Origin of the sequence: Klebsiella sp. HC6 (genome assembly GCF_022605325.1) — a bacterium.
GTDB classification, from domain to species: domain Bacteria; phylum Pseudomonadota; class Gammaproteobacteria; order Enterobacterales; family Enterobacteriaceae; genus Klebsiella; species Klebsiella terrigena.
Genome location: NZ_CP093277.1, coordinates 114,745 through 139,905 on the forward strand (window position 1 = coordinate 114,745; position 25,161 = coordinate 139,905).

Consider the following 25,161-nt stretch of genomic DNA (forward strand, 5'->3'; position numbering starts at 1 on the left):
AGGCTGGCCGACGGTAGGAACATTGATTATGTAGGACCACGGTCCGAGCTGACCGACTGGCAGTGGGATCATTGATTAAATGGGACCACGGTACCAGCAGGCAGAACAACGGTAGCAGCATTGATTATGTGGGACCACGGTCCCAGCAGGCTGACCGACGGTGGATGCATTGACTAGGTGGGACCGCGATCCCAGCTGGCTGACCGCCGATGGGTGCATTAACTAAGTGGGCCACGGTCCCAGCTGGCTGACCGCCGCTCGGTGCATTAACTAAGTGGGACCACGGTCCCAGCTGGCTGACCGCCGCTCGGTGCATTAACTAAGTGGGACCACGGTCCCAGCTGGCTGACCGCCGCTCGGTGCATTAACTAAGTGGGACCACGGTCCCAGCTGGCTGACCGCCGATGGGTGCATTAACTAAGTGGGACCACGGTCCCAGCTGACTGACCGCCGGTGGGTGTATTGATTAAGTGGGGCCACGGTGCCAGCTGGCTGACCGCCGATGGGTGCTTTAACTAAGTGGGACCACGGTGTCAGCTGGCTGACTGCCGGTGGGTGCATTGATAAAGGTGGGACCGCGATCCCAGCGGGCTGAGCGCCGATGGGTACATTGACTAAGTGGGACCGCGGTCCCAGATAACTGATGGCGGATGATTAGGGAAATATAGAAAGGGTAACCAATAAAGAATAAGGGTCGTTATGGTGAAGAACTTCTGAAATTAAAATTCTCCACCGTTCGGTATGTTATGAAGCTGTAGATCCCAGTTCTTTTAAAATGGCTTCAATTCTTTCAATACATTCTGCAGGCAAGCGCGTTCTGTCGAGGTTCAGTATAACTTTATCCCCCTTGTAGAGAGCAGATGCACCTGGTGCGTATTGATGCCGCGAGCTCAGATTAGATCTAACCGCAGGTGTATTTTTCAGAACAGCGGTCAGTAAAGTAATAACCTCATCGGCTTCAAAAATCACTCCCGCTTTCTTTTGCCCATGCAGGTTAGCAGCCTGTTTTATCAGTAATTCCTCTTTATCGGCAAAAGCTTTAAAGAGGGTTTCACCTGCCCGGGCTGAAAGTTCCCCAGGATGAGAGAAGAGGGCAACAACCGACTTTGGCAATCTGGATGTATTGATACAGCGACTGATAATCTTGCGCGAGATGTTTTCGGCATCGGCAAGCGCAGAGATATTGCCGGCAAATTCATTCTGCAGGCGAGTTGCATAACGATGCCCTCGTTCATAGGCGCTGGTTGGACGATAGTCATTACCTAGCCGTGACAGCGCCGCCATTTGTTCATCATCAAGGTCGCCGACAAGGATCCGATAGTCACTGGATGTCAGGATGGCAGCTTTTCGTCGACGACTACCATCCGCAATCTCAATAACACCTGAAACCCGACGCCCGAAAGCAGGTGTTTGCTGGCCTGCCAGTAAGAAGGATGGTATCAGGTCGTCCAGAGCGTCTTCTGTCAGAAGCTCCTGATCACGTTCATTACCTGACCAGACTCTGGAGTTACCTTCAACCGAGCTACTTGGGATAACTTCCAGTGTAAATTTGACTTCTCGCCCACATACAGGCAGAGCGATTGCATTTCCACGGGCCATTGCCCCAACACGAGCAATCAACGAATCAACCATTGGCGCGGCCGGAGCGGGGGACGTTGCCACTTCCGCAGGTGCGGTACTCGCAGAATGTTTTGGAATGACGGGGGCGCGTTTCATTATCTAATCTCCCAACGTGGTTTAATCAGGCGATCAAAAATTTCGTTGCAAACAGGCTCCCAGATAGACAGTGCATTACGCCAGGCGCCAGTGGAGGAACGCTGATCGATAGCCTGTTCGAAAACCGTTCTCATACGGATCTGACCTTTACCGACTTCATCCGTTTCGCGGACAACATTCTTCAAAACCATACTTCCCCAGGCATCTCGGATCTGCTCTTCCATCCAGGGAGACTGCGAACCATTGTTGTTAGAGTATTTAGTTAACAGGATGCGGACATCCGGCTCAAATCCTTTCAGATCAACGTTCTTCAATAAGTCACGCAGCATGTCAAAAAACTGCAGAGCGGAGGTGTAATCGAATAATTCTGCAGGCGTTGGTACAATCAGCACGTCGGCCGCACAAACCACATTGATAGTACCTATACCCAGGTTGGGTGCGCTGTCGATCACGATGACATCATAGTCATGAGCCACTGTTTCAATGGCTAAACGCAGCATCAGATGCGGATCGGTTGGCAGTTTTCCTTCATCAAACTTACCCATCAGTTCGGTTTCAATCCGATGTAATGCCAGGCAGGATGGAATGATATCGAGACCTGGCCAGCAGGTAGGTTTTACCGCATAGCTGGCATCATCTTTTTCGCCAAGATAGAAGGGGAGTAACGTGTCTTCAGCATGAATATGGAGATCGGGTACCCATCCGTGATACATCGATGCTGTTCCTTGCGGGTCGTTGCCTTCAACAAGCAAAACACGTAACCCTTTCAGAGCAAGATCCTGAGCAAGGTGAACAGAAACCGACGTTTTATAAACGCCACCTTTGTGAGCGGCGACGCCGATAACCGGTGGGAAGGCATCCTCTGAACGCCGCAGACGGGTACCAAAAACATCCCGCATGTGATTGATTTGTTCGATGGTATAGCCGACACGTTGTTCAACTCTGCCGCGGGTTTCAAGATCGGGGTGTGGCAGACGGCCTGCTTTCTCTGCATCCCTGATGGCCTGAGACGATACCCCAACTAAATCAGCGGCTTCACCAATCCTCCAGCGGCGGGTAATTTTGCGAGCCTCAGGGCTGTCATCATTGAATTGGGCAATCGCAATTGCTTTAGTCATTTCGTGGCCAGCGGTTATGCACTGGTTAAGTGTATCCATTAGTCCCATATTGAGCATCCTTTAATCATCACTTTGCATTATTTTATTAAATCTTGGAATTTAATGCAAAGCAACAATAAAAACGCAAAGTGAACTAAAACATGCAAAGTTGCTCACGAAATAGGCAGTTATCGATCTGGATCAGATGAGATTTCACGGATACTGCATACCGCAGTCAATAATAGTTACTACCGCTCGCCGCAGAACGCTTTCGCGCTCCGTGAGAAAGCGTTGAGGAAGCGGAAAAGAGCTGAACTTACTGAAAGCACTGACGCGCTGATGCCAATTACGCACACTAAATCTTTCCTGCTGTGAATATTCACTGTGGCATGCAATATATTGACTGTGGTATGCGATTCTATTATTCAGAGTGGCCAAAAGAGCCGATGAAGGTTACGTACTACAGTCAAGATTTGATCTGGTCGGGGAGTAGTGCGACATCATGACGATGAACTCATCGCGAGGTGTATTAAAAATATCACACCAGGTGACGGACTTACGTCAATTTTGATGTGAACTGGTCTGGCAGAGTTATTCATAGTGTCGATCCAATAAATGATCCTATAGAGATCATAGTGAGATCATAAAGAGATCCCCGGATCGTTTGAGCCCCCGTGTTGACTGGTCTTAAGGGGGCTCAGCATTGACTATAGCGTGTTAAATGTTGACTGACGTATGCATTATCTAATACTGTGATATGCAACGGTATTTACTGAGGTATGTATTTCCGTTGACTGAGATATGCATTTATACTTGCCCTTGTGGATAACCGTTGGGATCAAAGATGACGAGCGAAAATAATAGCTTACCTCTGAATCTGCAGGAGGTTGATAAGAAAACCGGTGAAGTTGTTAAGCTGGATGTCAACAGCACCAGTACCGTTCAACCCGTTGCGCTCATGAGGCTTGGTCTCTTTGTTCCTACGCTGAAATCGACAGGAAGGAGTAAGGCTAACCGTAAAAACGTCACAGATGCGACTGAGGAGCTTGTACAGCTGTCTATCGCGAAGAGTGAAGGGTACACCGACGTCAGGATCACAGGATCGCGTCTGGACATGGACACGGACTTTAAAGTCTGGCTTGGGATCATTCGCTCCATGTCAGAGTATGGCGTAAAAAAAGACACGCTAGAATTGTCTTTTGTTGAGTTCGTTAAGATGTGTGGTTTCGATTCGCGGCGTTCAAACAAAAAAATGCGCGACCGTATCAGCAACTCCCTGTTCAAACTGGCGACCGTCACGTTGAAGTTCCAGAATGACACCAAGGGCTGGACCACACACCTGGTGCAGTCGGCTTACTATGATATCAACGAAGATATCGTGGAAATCAAGGCCGAGCCCAAACTCTTCGAGCTCTACCACATGGACCGGCGGGTGCTGCTGCGGTTGAAGGCGATCGACGCCCTGCAGCGTAAAGAGTCTGCTCAAGCCCTGTATACCTACATCGAAAGCCTGCCTCAGAACCCGGCGCCAATCTCCATGAAACGTATGCGCGATCGGCTGAATCTTACCTCAAACGTGTACACGCAGAACCATACCGTTCGCAAAGCGATGGAGCAACTGCGGGATATTGGGTATCTGGATTACACCGAATTCAAACGCGGACGGGCAGCCTATTTCAGCGTGCATTATCGCAACCCGAAACTGATCAGCAGTACTGTGAAGTCGCCTCGCAAAGAGGAAGAGGCGCAGTCTCCTGAGCAGAACTATGATGAGGTCATTAAGGCTTTGAAAGCCGCGGGTATCGATCCTCAGAAGCTGGCCGAAGCGCTCACCAGTATGAAGCCTGAAAATTGACTGTAGTACGCAAAAATTCACTGCGGTATGCTCTTATTCTTCGTTATTGACTGTGATACGCATCACGCATAGCGCAGTCAATTTAACTCTCTTTATCCTTCATGCTTCCACGCATTAAATTGACTGTTGTATGGGATGTTATACGAAAAAACACTGATATTGACTGCGGCATGCACTTTAGGCGAGTAACGCGTTCCATGTATTGACTGAGAGATGATGCCCTGCACACCACAGTCAATTTTTAGGCCGCCGGTGATAGCGCATTTATGTGATATAGCGGATGCGGCGTCACAGTAATCGATAAATATACCCCATCGGGCCCAGACCGGCTCACCGTTTGTTTCTGCGAATTAGGCTTCATAAGTCCCCATAATCGCTCCCGCCGATGAGCGCAGGGAGCCATAAAAATGTTCACTATTGCGAAAGCCACAGCATAACTTGAGTTATTTTCCATAGCACGGCGCTCGCGTTATCGTTGGGGGAGCTGTTTCATCAGGGCCACCGCTTCAGTTTCCGGCATCGCAAACTGCACGCGGTGCCGTGCCGCGATGTCGAGCGCAAACACTTTCGTGTAGATCTCCGTTGAACTCATTGACTTGTGACCCATCAGCGACTGCAGCACCTTCAGGGGAATACCGGCATAGAGCATGTGCATGGCGTAGGAGTGGCGGAACGTGTGCGGTGTTACTGGCACAGAAAACGTCACACCGTCGGCCGCAGCGGTATCCACGGCTTCATTCAGCCACGTGCGGACCGTCCGGTCGGTGATCTCCCAGATACGCGCTTTTTCAGTTCTGCCGCTTCGCTTATTGCGCCGCTCGAGCGGAATTTTCAGCGTGGCCACCATCATCTGCAGCTGGCTGACGTACTGGGTGTCCGATAACGGCACCAGTCGGTGAGGCAACGTGCCTGCTGGCAACCGCCCGGCCGTCCGAGTGGATTTTTCGGCGCGCTGCTTAAGGGTGGCCAGCTGCACAAACGGATACGGTGGCGCCAGCGAAAAATCTCCCCGCGTCAGCGCCAGCGCTTCGTTAATGCGGGCACCAGTATTCCAGAGGGTGGCCAGCAGCATCTTGCGGTGCAGATCGGGGACGTAATGGAGCAGGGCGCTCACTTCGGGCGCCAGCAGATATTTCGGCAGTTCGTCCTGAACGAGAGCCATCTGGCGCAGGGCCAGGGCAGCAGGGTAATCGATGGCCACCGGCAGCTGCGCAGCTGAAAACGAAATGCCCTGACCTGGTAATGCCGGCATCATTGATTGTTATCCTCCGTGTCCGCGTATTGCTGTTTAAGTCGCACCAGTGCTTTATTTGCCAAACAGCGCTGGCATTTCATCAAACATCATCACATGGCGGGTCCGCTTCCCGCGAAAAATGCGCCGCATCATCGGCGTAAAATCACAGGGCTCCCAGCCATAAGGCCAGGTATAGTAAATCCCGTCCTTCAGCGTGCTGTCGCGTCGCTCAGGTCCCGCAACGATACGTCTGACCTCCCTGCTCAGCGCCTCACCGCGCAGGCCATACTGCCCCAGGTAGCGGCGCAGCCGCGTTCTCGGCATCCGCGGGTCGGATTTCACGTAAGCATTAATATCCATATGCTGCGTGGCGGTGATGATATTCATGCCGTACTTGCGCATGGTGTGGAAGGCGACGTTCATCACGTCTGTGCCTGTCTGTCTTTCTTCACTGATTCTGTCCATATTGTTTCCTATCAGCCTGTTGAATTTCACCTTCGGCCTCAGCAGTTCCCCGGGTTCTTAATTCTGGCCAGTAAGCCCAAAACATCCCAACCCGTGACGTTTGTACCGGATCATTCATCCTGGTGGTCAGTATGTCCGGAAGCCGTATCCGGCCCGGTGGCCGCAGCCACTTCCTTCAGTATCGGTGTCCAGCCGCCCTGAAACCATTCTCCCGGATCTTCACCGTTGAGTACCTGCTGCAGCCAGCGGGCCGATGAACGGCGGGGCGAGTCCTGGAAATAGACGTGATGATGCTGGCCGATGACCGTCCAGAAATCAAAATCCGGGTGCTCCGGCGTCCAGTCATAAGTGTTGATGGACAGCCGTGCACCTTCTGTTTTGAGAAAGAGGAGAAACCTTTTGAGGTTGCCGTATCCGCCGCTTCCCATGCCGCTGCGCAGGTAAAAACTCTCCGTGACAACGCCGGGTGTGACCCGCTTCGTCTGTATATCCTGACGCAGGATGATCAGGGTGCCGTCATGCCTGCCGCCGGCTATTCTGAGAAACTCAAACGTGTGGTCGCCTGTACTGCCGACGGGAAAGAAAAACTCCCTGTACCCCGCAGAGCCCAGGCGGACAAACGGAAAAGGTTGCCCGCTTTCACCCAGAAGCCAGTCCGCCGAGGCATCAAAATTCCGGGCGATCGTATCTGCCAGCGTAAAGGACAGCTCCTGGCGTCCTTCCATGATATCCATCAGCACACCCGGCGAGGTATCCAGTTGCCTGCCGAAGCGGACCAGGTCAAACGTGTCCGGCGGTCTGGCTCCGGCAAATTCCCGGAAGTAATTGTCCGCCATGAGCCGGTTGAACAACCACTTCAGCCGCTTGCCCGTTTCATGCTGCCAGCGCTCCCTGTCAGACATCGCGGGCCCGGCCTGAACCACGGGCTGATAATACTCCCGGAGGGCAATCCGGATCTCCCCCTCGAGGGAACGTTCATTTTTCATTGCTGACTGCTCAATGCGCGCAAACAGCGCATCGTCAACATTTCTGGCCTGGATCTTCGCCATGACTCTTTCCTTGTGCAAAACGTATTCAGATTCGGTAAATAGTCAGGATAGTAAACATGAAGCCTGATTTACCGTAAGCAAAATGAATGTATACGCAATGATTCATTTTGTACACAGCGAAAGAAAACCACACATAATAAGCAGAGAAACAGTCACGCTGATAAATTACCGGATGACCATTCCGGCCTGATCCGATTTACTGCAATTTAACGGATTTCCGGAAGTGTACCACGCACACGAAATAACCACATCGCCCTTTAATGGGGGTGATCGGGCGGTCACGGGGCAGGGGAGGAACACAACATATAGAAGAAAACGCAGCTGACGAGTGGCACATCTTGTGTCAGTGGGTCGCGGCGCGCCAGAGAGGGCATGGAGATCCGGAACTAACAGAAATCGGATCTGCGGAGAAAGAAAGAAGGATTATTGCAGCAGAATCAAGAAAAGAGGCGGATTGTTGTGATTTGGGGATTATTGCATGGAGTGCAAATTTTACGGCTGACTGAGGCTTAAATGGCAACTATAAGGAAAGAGAAACTTTTTTCAGTTTTTTTTACAGACCGGCCTTAAAGGCCGCATCAGATTTCCTAAATACAGTTTTACATAAGGAACATCGTATGACTGTATTTCTCATCCTCACCGCCATCGCATATGGCATCGTCAGTACCGGCGGCTACATCCTTTTAGTGGACAAAGGGTATCAGGGCTGGACCCTATTCTGGAAAAACTATGACGACCTGCCCCATATCTACCGTTCCCGCTGGCGATACCAGAGACGCTTCATTCTCAGACGTATCTGGAAGCGTCTCTTTAATCGCTGAGAAGGTTATCCAGCAGCATCCCCAGCCCGGCCAGCCAGCACAGGCAACACCATGTGGTGAACACCATCCGGGTCTGGCCGGATTTCCACTTGCGGACGGTACGTTCGTCCACATTCAGCCGGTTGGCCAGCTGGATGTCAGTCAGGGGGATCAGCCCCCGAACGAAGGTAGTTTCGCGTGCCGTGGGGAGCTGCCAGTCTTCTCCGCTGACCAGCGTATACCCGTTAAATTCTCCGGATTCAATCATCTCCCGTATACGTTGCTGGTTTTCTGGGTTCATAATGAATCCGGCTGCTGAGGGAGCCATCGCACGGGGTCTGCAGGCGTATAGTAATATTGGTGATCTTTTTCCTGCAAATCGAGGTATTTTTCAACGTCGCTGAGCTGATAAGCAGAATAGAAAGTGCTTGAATTTCCTACATTGTACATATCGATGGTGCTCATGACATTATCAATGTAATCAAAAGAAACTTTGTAGAAATTTAAGTGGCGATCGTCACAACACTTTAGCAGTTCGGGTCGTGGTGAAAAAACGTCTATCCGGGGACGGAATGTTAATGGTGAGCCAATAATAAAACACAAAGTGAAATTATGAGACAACGGCAGATATATTCTATTCTGTTTTGTGTATAAACAAAATATATTCGGGGCTATCGCAAAGACTGGCCTGGGGTTAGTACTGTCAAAAGCGTGGCCGGTGTGTATTATTTCAATCACGCTCGTCCGACTGAATATTTTATTCCGGAAGACATTGATCATGTCATAAGGCGTGGGTTTATTGAGAATAGCCAGCAGGCTGAACAAAGTAAAAATCGCCCGACATTTATCCTCTCTGGATGAGGACGCGTTGGCTACGCGAAGCAATTTTTGATAAAAACTGTCGTTCATTAGTGCGGGCTGGGTGCCAGGCAGTGACTGAATGCTTTTTATATATTCTTCAAAATGCATTTCAATGTCATGATGAAAGTGGTCAAGAAGATCCTGCTTGTAGGGATTCTTATTCTGGGGATTATGTAAATTTAAAAGCAGCTGCATTACTGCAAAGCTGGTCAGTGTCTCGAACGGGAAATCGCCGGGCTTAGCCAGACGAAGTCGAGAAAAATTATGTTCGTGAATAATGTCGTTCACTACTGCGGCCGTCAGACGCTCATAGGCCCACAGTTCTTCTTCGATGTCAAAGGCTTCTCCGGTTTTGGCATCGATGAGCCGAAAGAGATTTTTAGCGACCGCGACACTGGAAATTGGAAGAGGCTGTTCATAGAGGACGTTATCTCCAGTATGTGAAGGGTATGCCTCAATCTGACGGCTGCGAACCGCCAGGGACAGGCGCAATGTCAGATTCTGTCGCGGCCTTGGCGCGTGCCTGGAAGCGTTCATAGCAATCCAGCCCGCAGAAATGTTCGACGTATTCCGCGCCTTCCGGGGTGAAGGCGGCATCGAGCGGAATTTCTTTGCAGCATACGCAGCAGGTGGTGCAACTGGCAGTGTTCGGGGCGTTTGCGTTCATGGTGGTACTCCTCCAGATTGGTAGCGAAGCTCAAAGCTGCCCACTCTCGGCTGGCTGGGAAGCGGTCATGATCTTCCCTTGAAGGCCCGCAGCAGCCGCGTCACAGACAGGACAAACAAGCCGGTCAGCGTGAGGGCTGCAATACCCCAGTGCTCCCCGATGAACGCGCCGGCCGTCGTGCCGGCTAGCACAATGGCGAGAATCGGCAAATGGCAGGGACAGGTGAGCACGGCCAGCGCGCCCCACAAGTAGCCGGTGATCGGTTTGTGCGTCTCAGACGGCAAGTGCTCTGGGCTGTTCATGGCAGACTCTCCGCGTGCTGTGCCGGTTCGGTTGGCATGGCGGCCAGTTGCATTTCGAGGCTGGCCAGGGCCTCGCGCCGACGCTCGACGAGTTGCCGCAACACGGCAAGCTGCGCAGACGCACCGTCACCGTCCGCAGCATCCAGCGCCCGGCACAGCCGCGCCAGTGCGTCCAGGCCGATACCCGCTTCGAAGGCAGCCCGTACAAAGCGCAGCCGTTGCAACGCGGTGTCATCGAACAAGCCGTAGCCGCCCGTGGTGCACGCGACCGGCCGTAGCAATCCGCGCAGCAGGTAGTCGCGCACGATATGCACGCTCACCCCGGCATCAAGGGCCAGCCGGGACACTGTGTAGGCGCTCATTGAACACCTCCTTTTCCTCATCCGGCGCAGCACGAAAGCTGCTTCACGTCCTTGCTGAAGGTCTGCGCCGCGAGCTTCAGCCCTTCGACCATGGTCAGGTAGGGGAACAATTGGTCGGCCAGTTCCTGCACGGTCATACGGTTGCGAATGGCGAGCACCGCCGTCTGGATCAGTTCACCCGCTTCCGGGGCCACCGCTTGCACGCCGATGAGCCGTCCGCTACCTTCCTCGATGACCAGCTTGATGAAGCCGCGTGTGTCGAAGTTGGCAAGCGCACGCGGCACGTTGTCCAAGGTCAAGGTGCGACTGTCGGTCTCGATCCCGTCGTGATGTGCTTCCGCCTCGCTGTAGCCCACGGTGGCGACCTGCGGGTCGGTGAACACCACGGCCGGCATTGCGGTCAGGTCCAGGGCCGCATCGCCGCCAGTCATGTTGATCGCAGCACGGGTGCCGGCCGCTGCCGCCACATAGACGAACTGAGGCTGGTCGGTGCAGTCGCCAGCCGCATAAATGTGTGGCGTACTGGTGCGCATGCCCTTGTCGATGACGATGGCCCCCTGCGCATTGGCAGCGACTCCCGCCGCTTCCAATGCCAGGCTGCGCGTGTTCGGTGCCCTGCCAGTGGCGACCAGCAGCTGGTCGGCGCGTATTTCACCGTACCCGGTGGTCAGCACGAATTCGCCGTCCACATGCGCGACCTGGCTGGCTTGCGTGTATTCCAATACCTTGATCCCTTCGGCACGGAACGCGGCTGTAACGGCCTCGCCGATGGCCGGGTCTTCGCGGAAGAACAGCGTGCTGCGTGCCAGGATCGTCACTTTGCTGCCCAGCCGGGCAAAGGCTTGCGCCAGTTCCAGCGCCACCACAGACGAGCCGATCACGGCCAGGCGCTCGGGAATGGTGTCGCTGACCAGGGCCTCGGTGGAAGTCCAGTAGGGTGACTCTTTCAGGCCCGGAATCGGCGGCATGGCCGGGCTGGCACCCGTGGCGACCAGGCAGCGGTCGAACGCCACCACACGCTCGCCGCCATCGTTTAAACGGACGGCAAGGCTCTGGTCGTCCTTGAAACGCGCTTCACCATGCAGCACGGTGATGGCCGGGTTGCTGTCCAGGATGCCTTCGTACTTGGCGTGGCGCAGCTCATCGACGCGCGCCTGCTGCTGGGCCAGTAGTTTGCTGCGATCAATCGCAGGCACAGTCGCCGCGATGCCACTGTCGAATGGGCTTTCACGGCGCAAATGGGCGATATGGGCAGCGCGGATCATGATCTTGGACGGCACGCAGCCGACATTGACGCAAGTACCGCCGATGGTGCCGCGCTCGATCAGCGTGACGTTCGCACCTTGCTCGACGGCCTTCAGCGCCGCCGCCATCGCGGCTCCGCCGCTGCCAATAACGGCGACGTGCAGTCCGTCCCCATCACCACCAGCCTTGTCGCCACCGCCCAGCCATCCCAGCGCCTTGCCAAGCAGTCTGCCCCGCGCTGAAGTGGATGGGGCATCGGCGGGTGTGGCCTTGTAGCCGAGGCCGGCCACAGCGGCGGTCAGCGCCTCTGGCGAGGTGCCGGGATCGGTGGCGAGTTGCGCGGAGCCTTTCGGGTAGGACACGAGCGCCGACAGCACGCCCGGCACTTTCTCCAGGGCGTCCTTGACATGTGTCGCGCACGAGTCGCAGGTCATTCCGGTGATATTCAAATACATTGCATCGTTCCTTTTCGTTTCGGCAACTGCCAATGCAGTTAGCCGTGTTTGGGTGGTAGTTCGCAGCGGCGGTTGGCCGGTGAGAGCAGATCCCAGATCGACACCCCGATCATCAAGGCCAGACCGACATAGAGGAGGTTCGCCGTCCACCAATTGCCAAAAAACAAGAGCATGGCCGCCAGCACGATGGCTGGGCCGACCATCCCGAGCAGGCTGCGGTACCATTGCCGATGACTCAGCCAGCCCAGTGCATTCGCCAGCAAAGCCACGACTGCGAACAGCGGCAGCAGCTTGGAGATAAACAACCCTTCGTATTCCTGTAGAAAGCCAAGGCCGATGGCCGCGCCCAGGCTGGCGATAGCCGGGAAACAGGCAGCGCATCCCATCGCGGAAACAACGCTGCCAAGCGCGCCAGCCTTGTCGGCAATGCGTGTAATCAGTCCCATGATCGCCCCAGGTTCGGGTTCAGTGGCTCACTGCTTGACGCTGGACGGATAGCCCGCGTCTCCGGTTGCCTTGGTCAGCTTCTGCACGCTGGTCTTGGCATCATCGAACGTGACAACCGCTTCGCGTGTCTCGAAGGTCACGTCAATTTTGCTGACGCCTTCGACCTTGGAAATCGCCTTCTTGACGGTGATCGGGCAGGTGGAGCAGGTCATGCCCGGTACGGACAGCGTGACGGTCTGGGTGGCGGCCCACACGGGGGCAACAACGGCAGCGAGGGCGAGGGCGGCAAACAGTTTTTTCATGATGAACTCCTGTGATTAATAGAAAAATGGCATGACGTAGGGAAATCCGAGCGCGACCAGGACCAGCGCGGCCACGATCCAGAAAATGAGCTTGTAAGTAGCTCGCACTTGGGGAATCGCGCAGACCTCACCCGGTTTGCAGGCTTGCGCCGGGCGGTAGATGCGCCGCCAGGCGAAAAACAGCGCGACCAGCGCTGCGCCGATGAAGATCGGGCGATAGGGTTCCAGCACCGTCAGGTTGCCGATCCATGCCCCGCTGAACCCCAAGGCGATCAAAACCAGCGGCCCCAGGCAGCAGGCCGACGCAAGAATGGCGGCCAGCCCACCGGCGAAGAGCGCGCCGCGCCCGTTTTGTGGTTCAGACATACGCTTGTCCTTTCAAATTTGGTTTGGATAGCTTAAGCTTACTTCCGTAGTTATGTACGGAGTCAAGCGATATGCAAATTAATTTTGAGAATCTGACCATTGGCGTTTTTGCCAAGGCGGCCGGGGTCAATGTGGAGACCATCCGGTTCTACCAGCGCAAGGGCCTGCTGCCGGAGCCAGACAAGCCCTATGGCAGCATTCGCCGCTATGGCGAGGCGGATGTAACACGAGTGCGGTTCGTGAAATCGGCCCAGCGGCTGGGCTTTAGCCTGGACGAAATCGCCGAGCTACTGCGGCTGGAGGATGGCACCCATTGCGAGGAAGCCAGCGGCCTGGCCGAGCACAAGCTCAAGGATGTGCGCGAGAAGATGGCCGACTTGGCACGCATGGAGGCCGTGCTGTCTGAACTGGTGTGCGCCTGCCATGCGCGGAAAGGGAACGTTTCCTGCCCGCTGATTGCGTCACTGCAAGACGGAACGAAGCTCGCTGCATCGGCGCGGGGGAGTCACGGGGTGACTACGCCTTAGCGTGCTTTATTTTCCGAATTCTGAGACGACCCCTGGTATGATCGAGCAGAGGCTCATCTCAATGAGCAATCCCCGCAACAAATTTTTTCGGGGTGCAACAGACCCTTTAGTGTCCAGGCCTGAAAAAAAAGAAAGCACGGTCTCTGAGAGACTACGGTCCTTACGCAACCATACCGGTTAGCGAGCTTTATATTTTCATTATGACTATCTGTATAACAGGGGAATGAATGTGATTAAAAAAATATGCGAAGTGATTGATGGAGAGTATGTCTGTGACATTGATATCAGTGTGGAAGAATGGAAAACTTTATTAACAAATGATAAAGTTTTTGACACAAAAAGTATTGCAGCGTTAAAAAAATGGTTTATTGAGCCAAATCATTCCTGCACATGCTTCGATATTGGTAAGAAGTACGACCTGCACAGCATGAGTGCTAATGGAGTCATAAACGGACTGGGTGGCAGAGTTCAAAAAGAACTTGGTAGATTCGAGGTTAAAGGTGTCGGAAATATCGCATCCGGTACAAAATTCATTACCGTAATGAAGAGTAAAGAAATCGGCGGAAAACCCAAAAGAAACTTATGGACAATTCGTGAGGAACTTGTTCAGGCAATTAACGAACTGGATTTTTTTGGTACAACAGAAATGGCCAGCAGTGAGTATTACTCTGACGATGAGTTGATCAATGCCATAGAGAAAAGTAATATCTTTGACAACGTTCAGACGTTTGAATATACAGGGGAAGCCAAACCAAAGAAAAATGCAATAGAAGTAAAAAATGGCCTCTCGTATCCCAGGAGTAAAGGCGTATCCCAAAATGCGCTGAATAAAGCAGGTTACAGATGTGAAGTCGATAGTGACCACCCAACATTCAGAAGGCGAAATTCATCCTTAAATTACACAGAACCTCATCACATTGTACCTATGTCCAGGCAAGATGCTTTTGACACATCTCTTGATGTTGAAGAAAATATCATATCTCTGTGTTGCAATTGCCATAAACAAATTCACCTTGGTCAGGGTTATGAAGATATGCTGAAAGAAATATACACTGCGCGAAAAAGGTTATTAAAAAAAGTTGGTATTGATATATCACTGGAAAACTTGATTCTTTATTACAAAATGGAAAGTAAGTGAGATTCAAACGAGAGTGATACCTTCGTTTTATTGGTCGGGATGAACAGCAGATGATGTTTCCGGCAAGTATCGGGTCCAGAAACTTTCTGTTAAAAAAGAGGTAAAAGTAGTCTTGAGCCCTGACTGCGAATTGCCATTGCGCATGACCAGAGAACAGGACGAACCCCTGCCAAACCCAGGCATGAGAAACACCTTTAAAACATAGACTTAATTAAAATCAGCAATTCCCATCGAAATAATAAGCAAGCAGAATTGGCTCAGGTGAATTTCACTCGGTGCAGTGCATGCGTTGGGGGGGGTAAAAGGAAAAACCCGAAATGAATCGGGTTTTGATTAATTAACGATTAACAGGTTCCCGTGCCCGGGAACACTCTGACTGTACGCGCAATATATTATTTCCGCAATCATTATTTTTGATTACCAAGCCATGTATTCATCTGCTCAATTTCACCTTTTTGAGCTTTAATGATGTCCTGCGCGAGCTTTCTCATTTCCGGATCTTTTCCGTATTTTAGCTCGGTCTCAGCCATTGCTATTGCCCCTTCATGGTGTGCTACCATGCCTTTCGCAAAAGCCTTGTCGGGATCGGACTCTTTTACAGCGGCCATCATTTTGTCATGCATACCTTTCATGCCGGACATATATTCCTGTGACGATGCCGATGAGGATATATCTGACATTTTCATTTCTGAATGTTCTGCGGAAATCGCTGGCAGGGATAACATCAGTATAACAAAAAGCGAATTTGTGATTTTCATATAATAAACCCTTTCAGATGGTTACCGGATAAGTTTAGCTGAGTCAGACAAAAAAGCCCCCTGAAGGGGGCAAAAAATAACAACATATCCGTATAAGGGACAATCTATCAAGGAAAGGGTAACCGCACGGAAACTTCAGTTGTCATCAGCCCGCATTGATCATGCGGCGGTGTGCATCAGCCATAGCCTGATGGGGGCCGGACTGACCGTTATTCGTAAATTCATGGGCAACAGCTGCTCTTTCATGTTCATTCATCGCCGCAAACGAAGTCGCCGGACGGGAAGCGTTAACGGTGCCAGTTCCCATCATCTTCTGATGACTTTCCGCCATTTTTTTATGTGCATCTGCTGAACCATTGTTCATGGTTTCATGAACAATAATAGCCTGTTCATGCTGATCCATACCGGCCATCCGTGGAGCTGCCCCCTGGATGGCGGCTGGAGTTGAAGAAGACTGCATCTGATGGGCCGGAGCCTGAGCATTATTGACACGCTCATGGATATTTACAGTTTCAGTGGCCCAGGCCGTAGAAATTAAGCTCAAACCTAACACTGATGCTAAGACGATATTTTTCATGGTAACTCTCCATTTCTGAATTAGTGATGTCCGTGAATTTCGATCTGTGTCCTCAGTAGTACAACTGACAACTCTACAGACCTTATTCCGCCGGGATGAGGCTTTAATACAACTCCTGGCTTGTGCTGATGCCGTGTATGGATGAAGTAATAATGCCTTCCTGATAAGTTGCACTAATTATATCGAATGGCTTCTGTTTGCTGCATGACAGGCTAATGACATCTTTGTCATTTAAATCTTTATTCTCAGTACTGGGTTTCCGGAATCATTTTCTCCAGTCTGGGCACGGATAGGATAAAACGAGTTGAACGTACGTCCGATTCCACCTGCACTCTTCCGTGATGTGCTTCCACGATGGACTTCACAATCGCAAGGCCGATGCCGCTGCCTTCTCCTTTTCGTTGTCTGGACGGATCTACCCGATAAAAACGGTCAAACAGCCTTGATAAATGCTCTTCAGGGATTGGTTTCCCCGGATTTTCAATCACAAGGTCAAAAAAGCTCTCCTGCTCTCTTATTGAGACGGTGATTGCCTGTCCCTCCGGGGTATAACGCAGGGCATTGGATAACAGATTATTGATCGCCCTTCTGAACATTTGTGGATCTCCCTCAACCAGGCAGGGCATCCCGTTAAATTTGAGCGTGATATTGCGTTCTTCGGCCCAGGCTTCGAAAAACTCGAAGACTTTCATGACTTCCGCTCTGAGGTCAAACATGACCCTGTCAGGTATCAGCTGATTATTATCTGCCTGTGCCAGGAACAGCATATCGCTGACCATTTTGGTCATCCGGTTATACTCTTCAAGACTGGAATAGAGGACATCCTCAAGTTCCCTCTGTGTTCGATCCTGACTCAGTGCGATTTCAGTCTGCGTCACCAGATTGGTGATGGGCGTTCTGATCTCATGCGCGATATCGGCAGAGAAATTGGCCTGGCGGGTAAAGACATCCTCAATCTTTCCAATCATATGATTGAACGAGATAACCAGTTGCTCCAGCTCAATGGGAACGCGTGTCGGTTCCAGTCGCGCATCAAGATTCTCGGAGGTGATGTTTTTAATGGCATTGCTGACATTACGAAGGGGCAGGTGCCCCTGACGGACAGCGATTCGAATGATCAGAACAATCAACAGGCTTATCACGACGGCAATCGCAATCAGGTTCTTTTTCAGCGCATCGAGGTAATGGAGATGGAAATTAATGGATAGGCCAGTCAGCATGACATAGTTCTGCTGTTTGCCCTGAAATATCGCCTGACCAGAGGAGGCGATAATCCTGTATGTTTCCATCTTCATTTCGGACCCGGTATCCATCGGTCCCGCAGGATCCTCCACCGTCCAGAGAAAGACATCCCGTGCGCGGCTGTGCTCGCTAAAATCTGCTGAATTCACTGCCGGGCGTAGTGCCGCCCCCTGAGTTGAGCTAAAGAGCACTTCACCCCTGGGATTGAGGAGCAAAAGGGCAACGTTGCGGTAGCTGGCAATTGATTCCTTTATTTTGCTTATTTTTTTATCATCCGGATCCACCGGGGACTGCAGTATACGGTTCAGTGTGGTGCTGATTTGTTGAAGATCGCTGACATCCTGCTCGGCAAAATGATTTTCAACAGAATGCAGCATAAACCAGGTGAAGGCGATAAAAGCCAGTATCGTGGACAGGCTGATAAAAAAGGTCAGCCGCAGAGCGAGTGAGAAAGGGCGTCTGGAAGGTTTGCTATGCATCCGGGACCTCCAGCATGTAGCCCACGCCCCGGACTGTCTGGATCAGCTTTGTCTCGTAATCGTTGTCTATTTTAGCGCGGAGTCGCTTTACTGCGACATCGATCGCATTAGTGTCGCTGTCAAAATTCATGTCCCAGACCTGAGAGGCAATCAGGGAGCGGGGAAGAACCTCTCCCTGATGGCGAATGAAGAATTCCAGCAGGCTGAACTCTTTACTGGTGAGCACAATGCGGTTTCCGGCGCGACTGACTTTTCTGGATACGAGATCAATCGAGAGGTCAGCCACCTTAAACTGGCTTTCCGTGATCATCGTGTTTCCCCGCCTCAGAAGGGTTCTCACCCGGGCGAGCAGTTCGGCAAACGCAAAGGGTTTAACCAGATAATCGTCCGCACCCAGTTCCAGTCCTTTGACCCTATGTTCGATCGTGCCGAGGGCTGTCAGCAGTAAGACCGGCATACCCTTTCCGGCAGTGCGCAGCATGCGGATGATATCCCAGCCGTTCACATCAGGTAGCATGATATCCAGAATGACTAAATCATACTCGGCTGTCATGGCGAGATGATATCCGGTAAGACCATTATCAGCGTGATCCACTACGAACCCTGCCTCTGTAAGCCCTTTGCTGAGATATTCACCTGTTTTAATTTCGTCTTCGACGATCAATATTTTCATCTTGCTCCCCGGCTGGCTGCTAATGTCATTCTATTGCGCCCACGATCGTTATCAACGGATTACAGCAAAAATGACAACATTGTCATTATCCTGTCACTCGGCAAACAGAGAGCGTTAGGTAAAGTACCCCTATCAATACTCTGGACTTCATTTGAACCATTTACCAGGTCTGCCTGGACGAGAAGCGTTATGTTCAAATTAAAATTACTCAGCATTAGCACGATATTCATCCTGGCAGGCTGCGTGTCGCTTGCGCCTGAATATCAGCGGCCCGCAGCACCGGTACCCCAGCAGTTTTCACTGTCCCATAACAGCCTGACGCCAGCGGTAAATGGCTATCAGGATACGGGCTGGCGTAACTTTTTTGTCGATCCCCAGGTTACCCGGTTGATCGGTGAAGCTCTGACTAATAACCGTGATTTGAGAATGGCTGCCCTGAAGGTTGAAGAGGCCCGAGCCCAGTTCAACGTCACGGATGCAGATCGTTATCCCCAGCTGAATGCCTCATCCGGGATAACATACAGCGGTGGTCTGAAAGGTGACAAGCCGACCACACAGGAGTACGACGCGAGACTGGAGCTCAGCTATGAGCTCGATTTTTTCGGCAAACTTAAGAACATGAGTGATGCTGACCGCCAGAACTACTTTGCCAGCGAAGAAGCCCGTCGGGCCGTACACATCCTGCTGGTCTCCAACGTTTCACAGAGCTATTTCAGCCAGCAACTGGCGTACGAACAACTCCGTATTGCGCGGGAAACGCTGAAAAATTATGAACAGTCCTATGCTTTCGTTGAGCAACAGCTCGTGACCGGGAGTACGAACGTTCTGGCACTTGAACAGGCGAGAGGACAAATCGAAAGTACCCGCGCCGAAATAGCCAAACGAGAAGGCGATCTGGCTCAGGCAAACAATGCCCTGCAACTGGTGCTGGGAACGTACCGCGCACTTCCGTCAGAAAAAGGGATGAAAGGCGGGGAGATCGCACCAGTAAAATTGCCACCAAATCTATCTTCACAAATTTTGCTGCAGCGACCGGATATTATGGAAGCGGAATATCAGCTGAAAGCGGCTGATGCCAATATTGGCGCAGCGCGAGCGGCCTTTTTCCCCTCCATTACCCTGACCAGTGGTCTTTCCGCAAGCAGTACGGAGCTGTCAAGCCTGTTTACGTCAGGAAGTGGAATGTGGAATTTTATCCCTAAAATTGAAATTCCTATTTTTAATGCTGGCAGGAATAAAGCCAATCTGAAGCTGGCTGAAATTCGCCAGCAACAATCGGTGGTTAATTACGAACAAAAAATTCAGTCAGCCTTTAAGGATGTTTCCGACACGCTTGCGCTGCGCGACAGCCTTAGCCAGCAACTTGAGTCACAGCAGCGTTATCTTGATTCACTTCAGATAACTCTCCAGCGTGCCAGAGGATTATATGCAAGTGGTGCTGTCAGTTACATCGAAGTGCTGGATGCAGAACGTTCCCTCTTCGCTACGCAGCAAACCATTCTCGATCTTACCTATTCCCGACAGGTTAACGAAATTAATCTGTTTACCGCGCTGGGTGGCGGTTGGGTAGAGTAAATTTATTTAATTAATCAGGAAATTAAAAATGCGTAATTCACTTAAAGCCGTTTTATTTGGTGCCTTCTCTGTCATGTTTTCTGCCGGTCTTCATGCTGAAACACATCAGCATGGCGATATGAATGCTGCCAGTGATGCTTCGGTACAGCAGGTTATCAAGGGCACCGGTGTCGTTAAAGACATTGATATGAATAGTAAAAAGATTACCATTTCGCACGAAGCAATCCCTGCTGTGGGCTGGCCTGCAATGACCATGCGCTTCACTTTTGTTAATGCAGACGACGCTATCAATGCCCTGAAAACCGGCAACCATGTCGATTTCTCGTTTATTCAGCAGGGCAATATCTCCTTACTCAAAAGCATTAACGTTACGCAATCCTGATTATCAGTCCGGAGCGAATACATCCAGTGCGCCTGAACATTCATTAAGGGATTACTGTGAATGAATGATCGGGCGCATATGCCAGGTGTTTTGATTTTTCAGCGAGAAATTGTATGGCTTCTTTAAAGATAAAATATGCTGCAATAATTATCAGCAGCCTCATAGCAGGAGGGCTGATATCGGTTACTGCCTGGCAGTATGTAAACTCATCACAAAAAACAGTACAAACCGAACAAAAGGCACCGGAGCGAAAGGTACTTTTCTGGTATGACCCGATGAAACCGGATACCAAATTTGATAAACCCGGAAAATCTCCCTTTATGGATATGGACCTGGTGCCAAAATATGCTGATGAAAGCGGCGATAAAAGCAGTGGCGGGATCCGTATCGATCCAACGCAGGTTCAGAATCTGGGATTAAAAACGCAAAAAGTCACGCGAGGAATGCTGAATTATTCTCAGACAATCCCGGCTAATGTCAGTTACAACGAGTATCAGTTTGTCATTGTGCAGGCGCGCTCTGACGGTTTCGTCGAAAAAGTGTATCCCCTGACGATTGGCGATCATGTGAAGAAAGGCACTCCGCTTATCGATATCACCATTCCTGAATGGGTTGAGGCACAAAGTGAGTTCCTGCTGTTATCCGGTACAGGCGGTACGTCAACCCAGATAAAAGGGGTTCTGGAGCGACTTCGTCTAGCTGGTATGCCGGAAGAGGATATTCAAAGGCTGCGTTCAACCCGCACAATCCAGACCCGTTTTACCATTAAAGCACCTATTGATGGTGTCATTACTGCGTTTGACCTGCGCACCGGAATGAATATTTCGAAAGATAAAGTAGTGGCTCAGATTCAGGGGATGGACCCGGTCTGGATCAGCGCTGCAGTGCCAGAATCTATCGCATATCTGCTGAAAGATACGTCGCAGTTTGAAATTTCGGTACCGGCTTATCCGGATAAAACATTCCATGTCGAAAAATGGAACATTCTTCCCAGCGTGGATCAGACAACCCGTACGCTTCAGGTCCGTCTCCAGGTTTCTAATAAGGATGAGTTTCTCAAGCCGGGCATGAATGCCTATCTGAAACTGAATACCAAGAGCCAGGAGATGCTGCTGATACCAAGCCAGGCCGTTATCGATACCGGCAAAGAACAGCGCGTGATTACTGTTGATGATGAAGGCAAGTTTGTGCCGAAACAGATCCACGTTCTGCATGAATCACAGCAACAGTCCGGCATTGGCTCCGGCCTGAATGAAGGCGATACCGTGGTGGTCAGTGGCCTGTTCCTCATTGACTCCGAAGCCAATATTACGGGCGCGCTGGAACGTATGCGCCACCCTGAAAAAACAGAAAACAGTATGCCAGCAATGTCTGAGCAGCCTGTAAATATGCATTCAGGGCACTGAGGAGACGACGATGATTGAATGGATTATCCGGCGCTCTGTCGCCAACCGTTTCCTGGTCATGATGGGCGCACTGTTTCTCAGCATCTGGGGCACATGGACGATAATTAACACGCCGGTCGATGCGCTGCCTGACCTGTCAGATGTGCAGGTCATTATTAAAACCAGCTATCCCGGACAGGCCCCGCAGATTGTAGAAAACCAGGTCACCTATCCGCTTACCACCACCATGCTGTCCGTACCTGGCGCAAAAACCGTGCGTGGCTTTTCACAGTTCGGTGATTCGTATGTGTATGTCATTTTTGAAGACGGCACCGATCTGTACTGGGCCCGTTCGCGCGTGCTGGAATACCTGAATCAGGTTCAGGGCAAACTGCCTGCGGGTGTGAGCTCTGAAATCGGCCCGGACGCCACGGGAGTGGGCTGGATATTTGAATATGCCCTTGTCGATCGCAACGGAAAACACGACCTTTCAGAACTGCGCTCTCTGCAGGACTGGTTCCTGAAATTTGAGCTGAAAACCATCCCGAACGTGGCTGAGGTCGCTTCGGTTGGCGGCGTGGTGAAACAGTACCAGATTCAGGTCAATCCGGTAAAACTGTCCCAGTACGGTATCAGCCTGCCCGAAGTGAAACAGGCACTTGAATCGTCTAACCAGGAGGCCGGTGGCTCATCCGTTGAAATGGCCGAAGCGGAGTATATGGTCCGTGCCAGCGGTTATCTTCAGAGCATTGATGATTTTAATAACATCGTCCTGAAAACAGGTGAGAACGGCGTGCCGGTTTATCTGCGGGATGTTGCCCGCGTGCAGACCGGGCCCGAAATGAGGCGTGGTATTGCCGAGCTGAACGGCCAGGGAGAAGTCGCTGGCGGCGTGGTGATCCTGCGGTCGGGTAAAAATGCGCGCGACGTTATCACGGCAGTGAGGGATAAACTGGAGACGCTGAAGGCCAGCCTGCCGGAAGGCGTTGAAATCGTGACCACCTACGATCGCAGCCAGTTAATCGACCGGGCGATTGATAACCTCAGTTCCAAACTTCTGGAAGAGTTTATCGTGGTGGCCATCGTCTGTGCTCTGTTCCTGTGGCACGTACGTTCTGCCCTGGTGGCGATTATCTCTCTGCCGCTTGGCCTGTGTATCGCCTTTATCGTCATGCACTTCCAGGGACTGAACGCCAATATCATGTCGCTGGGAGGGATAGCGATTGCCGTCGGTGCGATGGTGGATGCCGCCATTGTGATGATTGAAAATGCGCACAAACGGCTTGAGGAGTGGGATCATCAGCATCCGGGTGAGCAGATTGACAACGCCACCCGCTGGAAGGTGATTACCGACGCCTCCGTGGAAGTGGGACCCGCGTTGTTCATTAGCCTGCTGATCATCACCCTGTCCTTTATTCCTATCTTTACCCTGGAAGGGCAGGAAGGTCGTCTGTTTGGCCCGCTGGCATTCACGAAAACGTACTCCATGGCGGGAGCGGCCGCACTGGCCATCATCGTCATTCCTATTCTGATGGGATTCTGGATCCGGGGGAAAATTCCTGCCGAGACAAGTAACCCCCTGAACCGGGTGCTGATCAAAGCGTATCATCCTTTGCTGCTGCGGGTCCTCCACTGGCCAAAAACAACCCTGCTGGTTGCGGCCTTGTCCATTTTCACGGTTATCTGGCCACTGAGTCAGGTGGGCGGTGAATTTCTGCCGAAGATTAACGAGGGCGATCTGCTGTATATGCCGTCGACCTTGCCTGGCGTCTCTCCGGCAGAAGCTGCAGCGCTCCTGCAGACAACAGACAAGTTAATCAAAAGCGTTCCTGAAGTGGCTTCTGTATTTGGCAAGACCGGTAAAGCAGAGACCGCAACGGATTCCGCGCCGCTCGAAATGGTGGAAACCACGATCCAGCTCAAACCTGAGGATCAGTGGCGTCCCGGCATGACAATTGACAAGATTATTGATGAACTCGACAGGACAGTCCGTTTACCGGGTCTGGCAAACCTCTGGGTGCCGCCTATCCGTAACCGTATTGATATGCTCTCAACCGGGATCAAAAGCCCGATAGGTATCAAAGTGTCCGGGACTGTTCTGTCCGATATCGACGCGACGGCGCAGAGTATCGAGGCGGTAGCCAAAACCGTGCCTGGCGTGGTGTCTGTCCTGGCTGAGCGACTTGAGGGCGGGCGCTACATCGATATCGATATCAACCGGGAGAAAGCCTCCCGCTACGGGATGACGGTAGGTGATGTCCAGCTGTTCGTCTCTTCAGCAATCGGAGGTGCTATGGTGGGTGAGACGGTTGAAGGGGTGGCCCGGTACCCTATTAACATTCGCTACCCGCAGGATTACCGGAACAGTCCGCAGGCGCTGAAACAGATGCCGATCCTGACCCCGATGAAGCAGCAGATCACGCTGGGCGATGTCGCGGATATTAACGTCGTTTCTGGACCAACCATGCTGAAAACCGAAAATGCCCGGCCAGCCAGCTGGATTTATGTTGATGCCCGCGGCAGGGACATGGTGTCGGTGGTTAACGACATTAAGACGGCCATCAGCGAGAAAGTGAAACTGAGACCGGGAACCAGTGTGGCATTCTCCGGACAGTTTGAACTGCTTGAGCATGCCAACAAGAAACTGAAGCTGATGGTGCCGATGACGGTGATGATCATTTTCATCCTGTTGTATCTGGCATTCCGCCGGGTTGACGAAGCCCTGCTGATCCTGATGAGCCTGCCGTTCGCCCTGGTTGGCGGAATATGGTTCCTGTACTGGCAGGGCTTCCATATGTCAGTGGCGACCGGAACCGGGTTTATCGCCCTGGCCGGGGTGGCAGCAGAGTTTGGCGTGGTCATGCTGATGTATCTGCGTCATGCCATTGAAGCGCACCCGGAATTGTCCCGTAAAGAGACGTTCACACCGGAAGGTCTTGATGAAGCCCTCTATCATGGTGCCGTACTGCGTGTCCGGCCGAAAGCCATGACCGTGGCGGTGATCATTGCGGGTCTGCTGCCAATACTCTGGGGAACCGGCGCAGGTTCAGAAGTCATGAGCCGTATTGCTGCGCCAATGATTGGTGGGATGATCACGGCTCCGCTGCTGTCCCTGTTCATTATTCCTGCCGCCTACAAATTAATCTGGCTGCGCAGACATAAAAAAAGCGTGTCATAACCCTGAAAGGGCGCCCCCAGTGGG

At 51.9% G+C, this 25,161-nt stretch carries 25 protein-coding genes and 1 pseudogene; 8 read left to right on the forward strand and 18 right to left on the reverse strand.

Going from position 1 to position 25,161, the window contains the following annotated elements; genetic code table 11:
* Positions 1-744: 744 nt before the first annotated feature.
* Together MMW58_RS29240 and sopA are read right to left on the reverse strand one after the other, a co-directional pair.
* Positions 745-1,716: a ParB/RepB/Spo0J family plasmid partition protein gene (locus MMW58_RS29240; RefSeq protein ID WP_128878526.1), complete on the reverse strand. Its 972-nt coding sequence runs from the start codon at positions 1,714-1,716 to the stop codon at positions 745-747.
* Complete coding sequence (sopA, locus tag MMW58_RS29245) at positions 1,716-2,882, reverse strand: plasmid-partitioning protein SopA (protein ID WP_064349905.1); 1,167 nt, start codon at positions 2,880-2,882, stop codon at positions 1,716-1,718. Before sopA ends, MMW58_RS29240 begins: the two co-directional genes overlap by 1 nt.
* Before the next feature lie 775 nt (positions 2,883-3,657).
* Here sopA and MMW58_RS29250 point away from each other — a divergent pair.
* Entirely contained in the window at positions 3,658-4,668 is a 1,011-nt protein-coding gene (locus tag MMW58_RS29250) for a RepB family plasmid replication initiator protein (RefSeq protein ID WP_064349902.1), read from the forward strand.
* A gap of 469 nt (positions 4,669-5,137) precedes the next feature.
* Here MMW58_RS29250 and MMW58_RS29255 read toward each other — a convergent pair whose 3' ends face one another.
* From MMW58_RS29255 to MMW58_RS29265, 3 genes are all read right to left on the reverse strand, one after another.
* Positions 5,138-5,923 carry a site-specific integrase gene (locus MMW58_RS29255; protein WP_128878527.1) on the reverse strand — a complete coding sequence of 262 codons (786 nt, stop codon included), beginning with the start codon at positions 5,921-5,923 and terminating at the stop codon, positions 5,138-5,140.
* 51 nt (positions 5,924-5,974) lie between these two features.
* Positions 5,975-6,367 carry a hypothetical protein gene (locus MMW58_RS29260; RefSeq protein ID WP_163556868.1) on the reverse strand — a complete coding sequence of 131 codons (393 nt, stop codon included), beginning with the start codon at positions 6,365-6,367 and terminating at the stop codon, positions 5,975-5,977.
* A 110-nt stretch (positions 6,368-6,477) separates the two neighbouring features.
* The gene (locus MMW58_RS29265) at positions 6,478-7,416 is read right to left on the reverse strand and encodes a FitA-like ribbon-helix-helix domain-containing protein (RefSeq protein ID WP_064349895.1); all 939 of its coding nucleotides are present in this window, start codon (positions 7,414-7,416) and stop codon (positions 6,478-6,480) included.
* A 617-nt stretch (positions 7,417-8,033) separates the two neighbouring features.
* Here MMW58_RS29265 and MMW58_RS29270 point away from each other — a divergent pair.
* Positions 8,034-8,237, forward strand: coding sequence for a hypothetical protein (locus tag MMW58_RS29270; RefSeq protein WP_013087123.1), 204 nt, complete (start codon positions 8,034-8,036; stop codon positions 8,235-8,237).
* Here MMW58_RS29270 and MMW58_RS29275 read toward each other — a convergent pair.
* The 9 genes and pseudogenes from MMW58_RS29275 to MMW58_RS29315 all read right to left on the reverse strand — a co-directional run bounded on the left by MMW58_RS29275 (position 8,227) and on the right by MMW58_RS29315 (position 13,223).
* Entirely contained in the window at positions 8,227-8,517 is a 291-nt protein-coding gene (locus MMW58_RS29275) for a hypothetical protein (RefSeq protein WP_032752120.1), read from the reverse strand. The genes MMW58_RS29270 and MMW58_RS29275 overlap by 11 nt on opposite strands.
* Positions 8,514-9,569, reverse strand: a complete 1,056-nt coding sequence (locus MMW58_RS29280) for a hypothetical protein (RefSeq protein WP_223526262.1) — start codon at positions 9,567-9,569, stop codon at positions 8,514-8,516. Before MMW58_RS29280 ends, MMW58_RS29275 begins: the two co-directional genes overlap by 4 nt.
* Positions 9,532-9,759 (reverse strand): annotated as a pseudogene (locus MMW58_RS29285) (DUF3330 domain-containing protein); the annotation flags it as partial. The gene MMW58_RS29280 and the pseudogene MMW58_RS29285, both read right to left, overlap by 38 nt.
* A 50-nt stretch (positions 9,760-9,809) precedes the next feature.
* Positions 9,810-10,046 (reverse strand): broad-spectrum mercury transporter MerE, encoded by a 237-nt coding sequence (gene merE, locus MMW58_RS29290; RefSeq protein ID WP_001087807.1) that lies wholly within the window; start codon positions 10,044-10,046, stop codon positions 9,810-9,812.
* Positions 10,043-10,408 (reverse strand): mercury resistance co-regulator MerD, encoded by a 366-nt coding sequence (gene merD, locus MMW58_RS29295; protein ID WP_001277463.1) that lies wholly within the window; start codon positions 10,406-10,408, stop codon positions 10,043-10,045. The genes merE and merD overlap by 4 nt, the downstream gene beginning before the upstream one ends.
* Positions 10,409-10,425: 17 nt before the next feature.
* On the reverse strand, positions 10,426-12,108 hold the full coding sequence (gene merA, locus MMW58_RS29300) for a mercury(II) reductase (RefSeq protein ID WP_032752124.1): 1,683 nt from the start codon (positions 12,106-12,108) through the stop codon (positions 10,426-10,428).
* A 38-nt stretch (positions 12,109-12,146) separates the two neighbouring features.
* Positions 12,147-12,554 (reverse strand): organomercurial transporter MerC, encoded by a 408-nt coding sequence (gene merC, locus MMW58_RS29305; RefSeq protein ID WP_000522993.1) that lies wholly within the window; start codon positions 12,552-12,554, stop codon positions 12,147-12,149.
* 27 nt (positions 12,555-12,581) lie between these two features.
* Positions 12,582-12,857, reverse strand: coding sequence for a mercury resistance system periplasmic binding protein MerP (merP, locus tag MMW58_RS29310; protein WP_000732276.1), 276 nt, complete (start codon positions 12,855-12,857; stop codon positions 12,582-12,584).
* A 15-nt stretch (positions 12,858-12,872) separates the two neighbouring features.
* Positions 12,873-13,223 carry a mercuric transport protein MerT gene (locus MMW58_RS29315; protein ID WP_001294660.1) on the reverse strand — a complete coding sequence of 117 codons (351 nt, stop codon included), beginning with the start codon at positions 13,221-13,223 and terminating at the stop codon, positions 12,873-12,875.
* A 71-nt stretch (positions 13,224-13,294) separates the two neighbouring features.
* On the opposite strand from MMW58_RS29315, the gene merR reads away from it, so the two are divergent.
* The gene (merR, locus tag MMW58_RS29320) at positions 13,295-13,750 is read left to right on the forward strand and encodes an Hg(II)-responsive transcriptional regulator (protein WP_001166628.1); all 456 of its coding nucleotides are present in this window, start codon (positions 13,295-13,297) and stop codon (positions 13,748-13,750) included.
* 229 nt (positions 13,751-13,979) lie between these two features.
* Entirely contained in the window at positions 13,980-14,888 is a 909-nt protein-coding gene (locus MMW58_RS29325) for an HNH endonuclease (RefSeq protein WP_007374408.1), read from the forward strand.
* A 407-nt stretch (positions 14,889-15,295) separates the two neighbouring features.
* Here the strand turns inward: MMW58_RS29325 and copM are convergent, their stop codons facing one another.
* The 4 genes from copM to silR all read right to left on the reverse strand — a co-directional run bounded on the left by copM (position 15,296) and on the right by silR (position 18,617).
* Positions 15,296-15,646, reverse strand: a complete 351-nt coding sequence (copM, locus tag MMW58_RS29330; RefSeq protein ID WP_032752126.1) for a CopM family metallochaperone — start codon at positions 15,644-15,646, stop codon at positions 15,296-15,298.
* A 145-nt stretch (positions 15,647-15,791) separates the two neighbouring features.
* A complete protein-coding gene (gene silE, locus MMW58_RS29335) occupies positions 15,792-16,223 on the reverse strand; it encodes a silver-binding protein SilE (protein ID WP_007374411.1) in 432 nt (143 codons plus the stop codon).
* Between the two features lie 245 nt (positions 16,224-16,468).
* The gene (gene silS / locus MMW58_RS29340; protein WP_040118426.1) at positions 16,469-17,944 is read right to left on the reverse strand and encodes a copper/silver sensor histidine kinase SilS; all 1,476 of its coding nucleotides are present in this window, start codon (positions 17,942-17,944) and stop codon (positions 16,469-16,471) included.
* Entirely contained in the window at positions 17,937-18,617 is a 681-nt protein-coding gene (gene silR, locus MMW58_RS29345; protein ID WP_000697968.1) for a copper/silver response regulator transcription factor SilR, read from the reverse strand. Before silR ends, silS begins: the two co-directional genes overlap by 8 nt.
* A 189-nt stretch (positions 18,618-18,806) precedes the next feature.
* Between silR and silC the strand changes: the two genes are divergently transcribed.
* The 4 genes from silC (at position 18,807) to silA (ending at position 25,137) form a co-directional block, all read left to right on the forward strand.
* Positions 18,807-20,192, forward strand: a complete 1,386-nt coding sequence (silC, locus tag MMW58_RS29350) for a Cu(+)/Ag(+) efflux RND transporter outer membrane channel SilC (protein ID WP_000475503.1) — start codon at positions 18,807-18,809, stop codon at positions 20,190-20,192.
* Positions 20,193-20,220: 28 nt separating this feature from the next.
* Positions 20,221-20,574, forward strand: a complete 354-nt coding sequence (gene cusF, locus MMW58_RS29355) for a cation efflux system protein CusF (protein WP_001246153.1) — start codon at positions 20,221-20,223, stop codon at positions 20,572-20,574.
* A gap of 113 nt (positions 20,575-20,687) precedes the next feature.
* Positions 20,688-21,980: a Cu(+)/Ag(+) efflux RND transporter periplasmic adaptor subunit SilB gene (gene silB / locus MMW58_RS29360; protein ID WP_001485328.1), complete on the forward strand. Its 1,293-nt coding sequence runs from the start codon at positions 20,688-20,690 to the stop codon at positions 21,978-21,980.
* Positions 21,981-21,990: 10 nt separating this feature from the next.
* Positions 21,991-25,137 carry a Cu(+)/Ag(+) efflux RND transporter permease subunit SilA gene (gene silA, locus MMW58_RS29365; protein WP_000574021.1) on the forward strand — a complete coding sequence of 1,049 codons (3,147 nt, stop codon included), beginning with the start codon at positions 21,991-21,993 and terminating at the stop codon, positions 25,135-25,137.
* Positions 25,138-25,161: the final 24 nt, after the last annotated feature.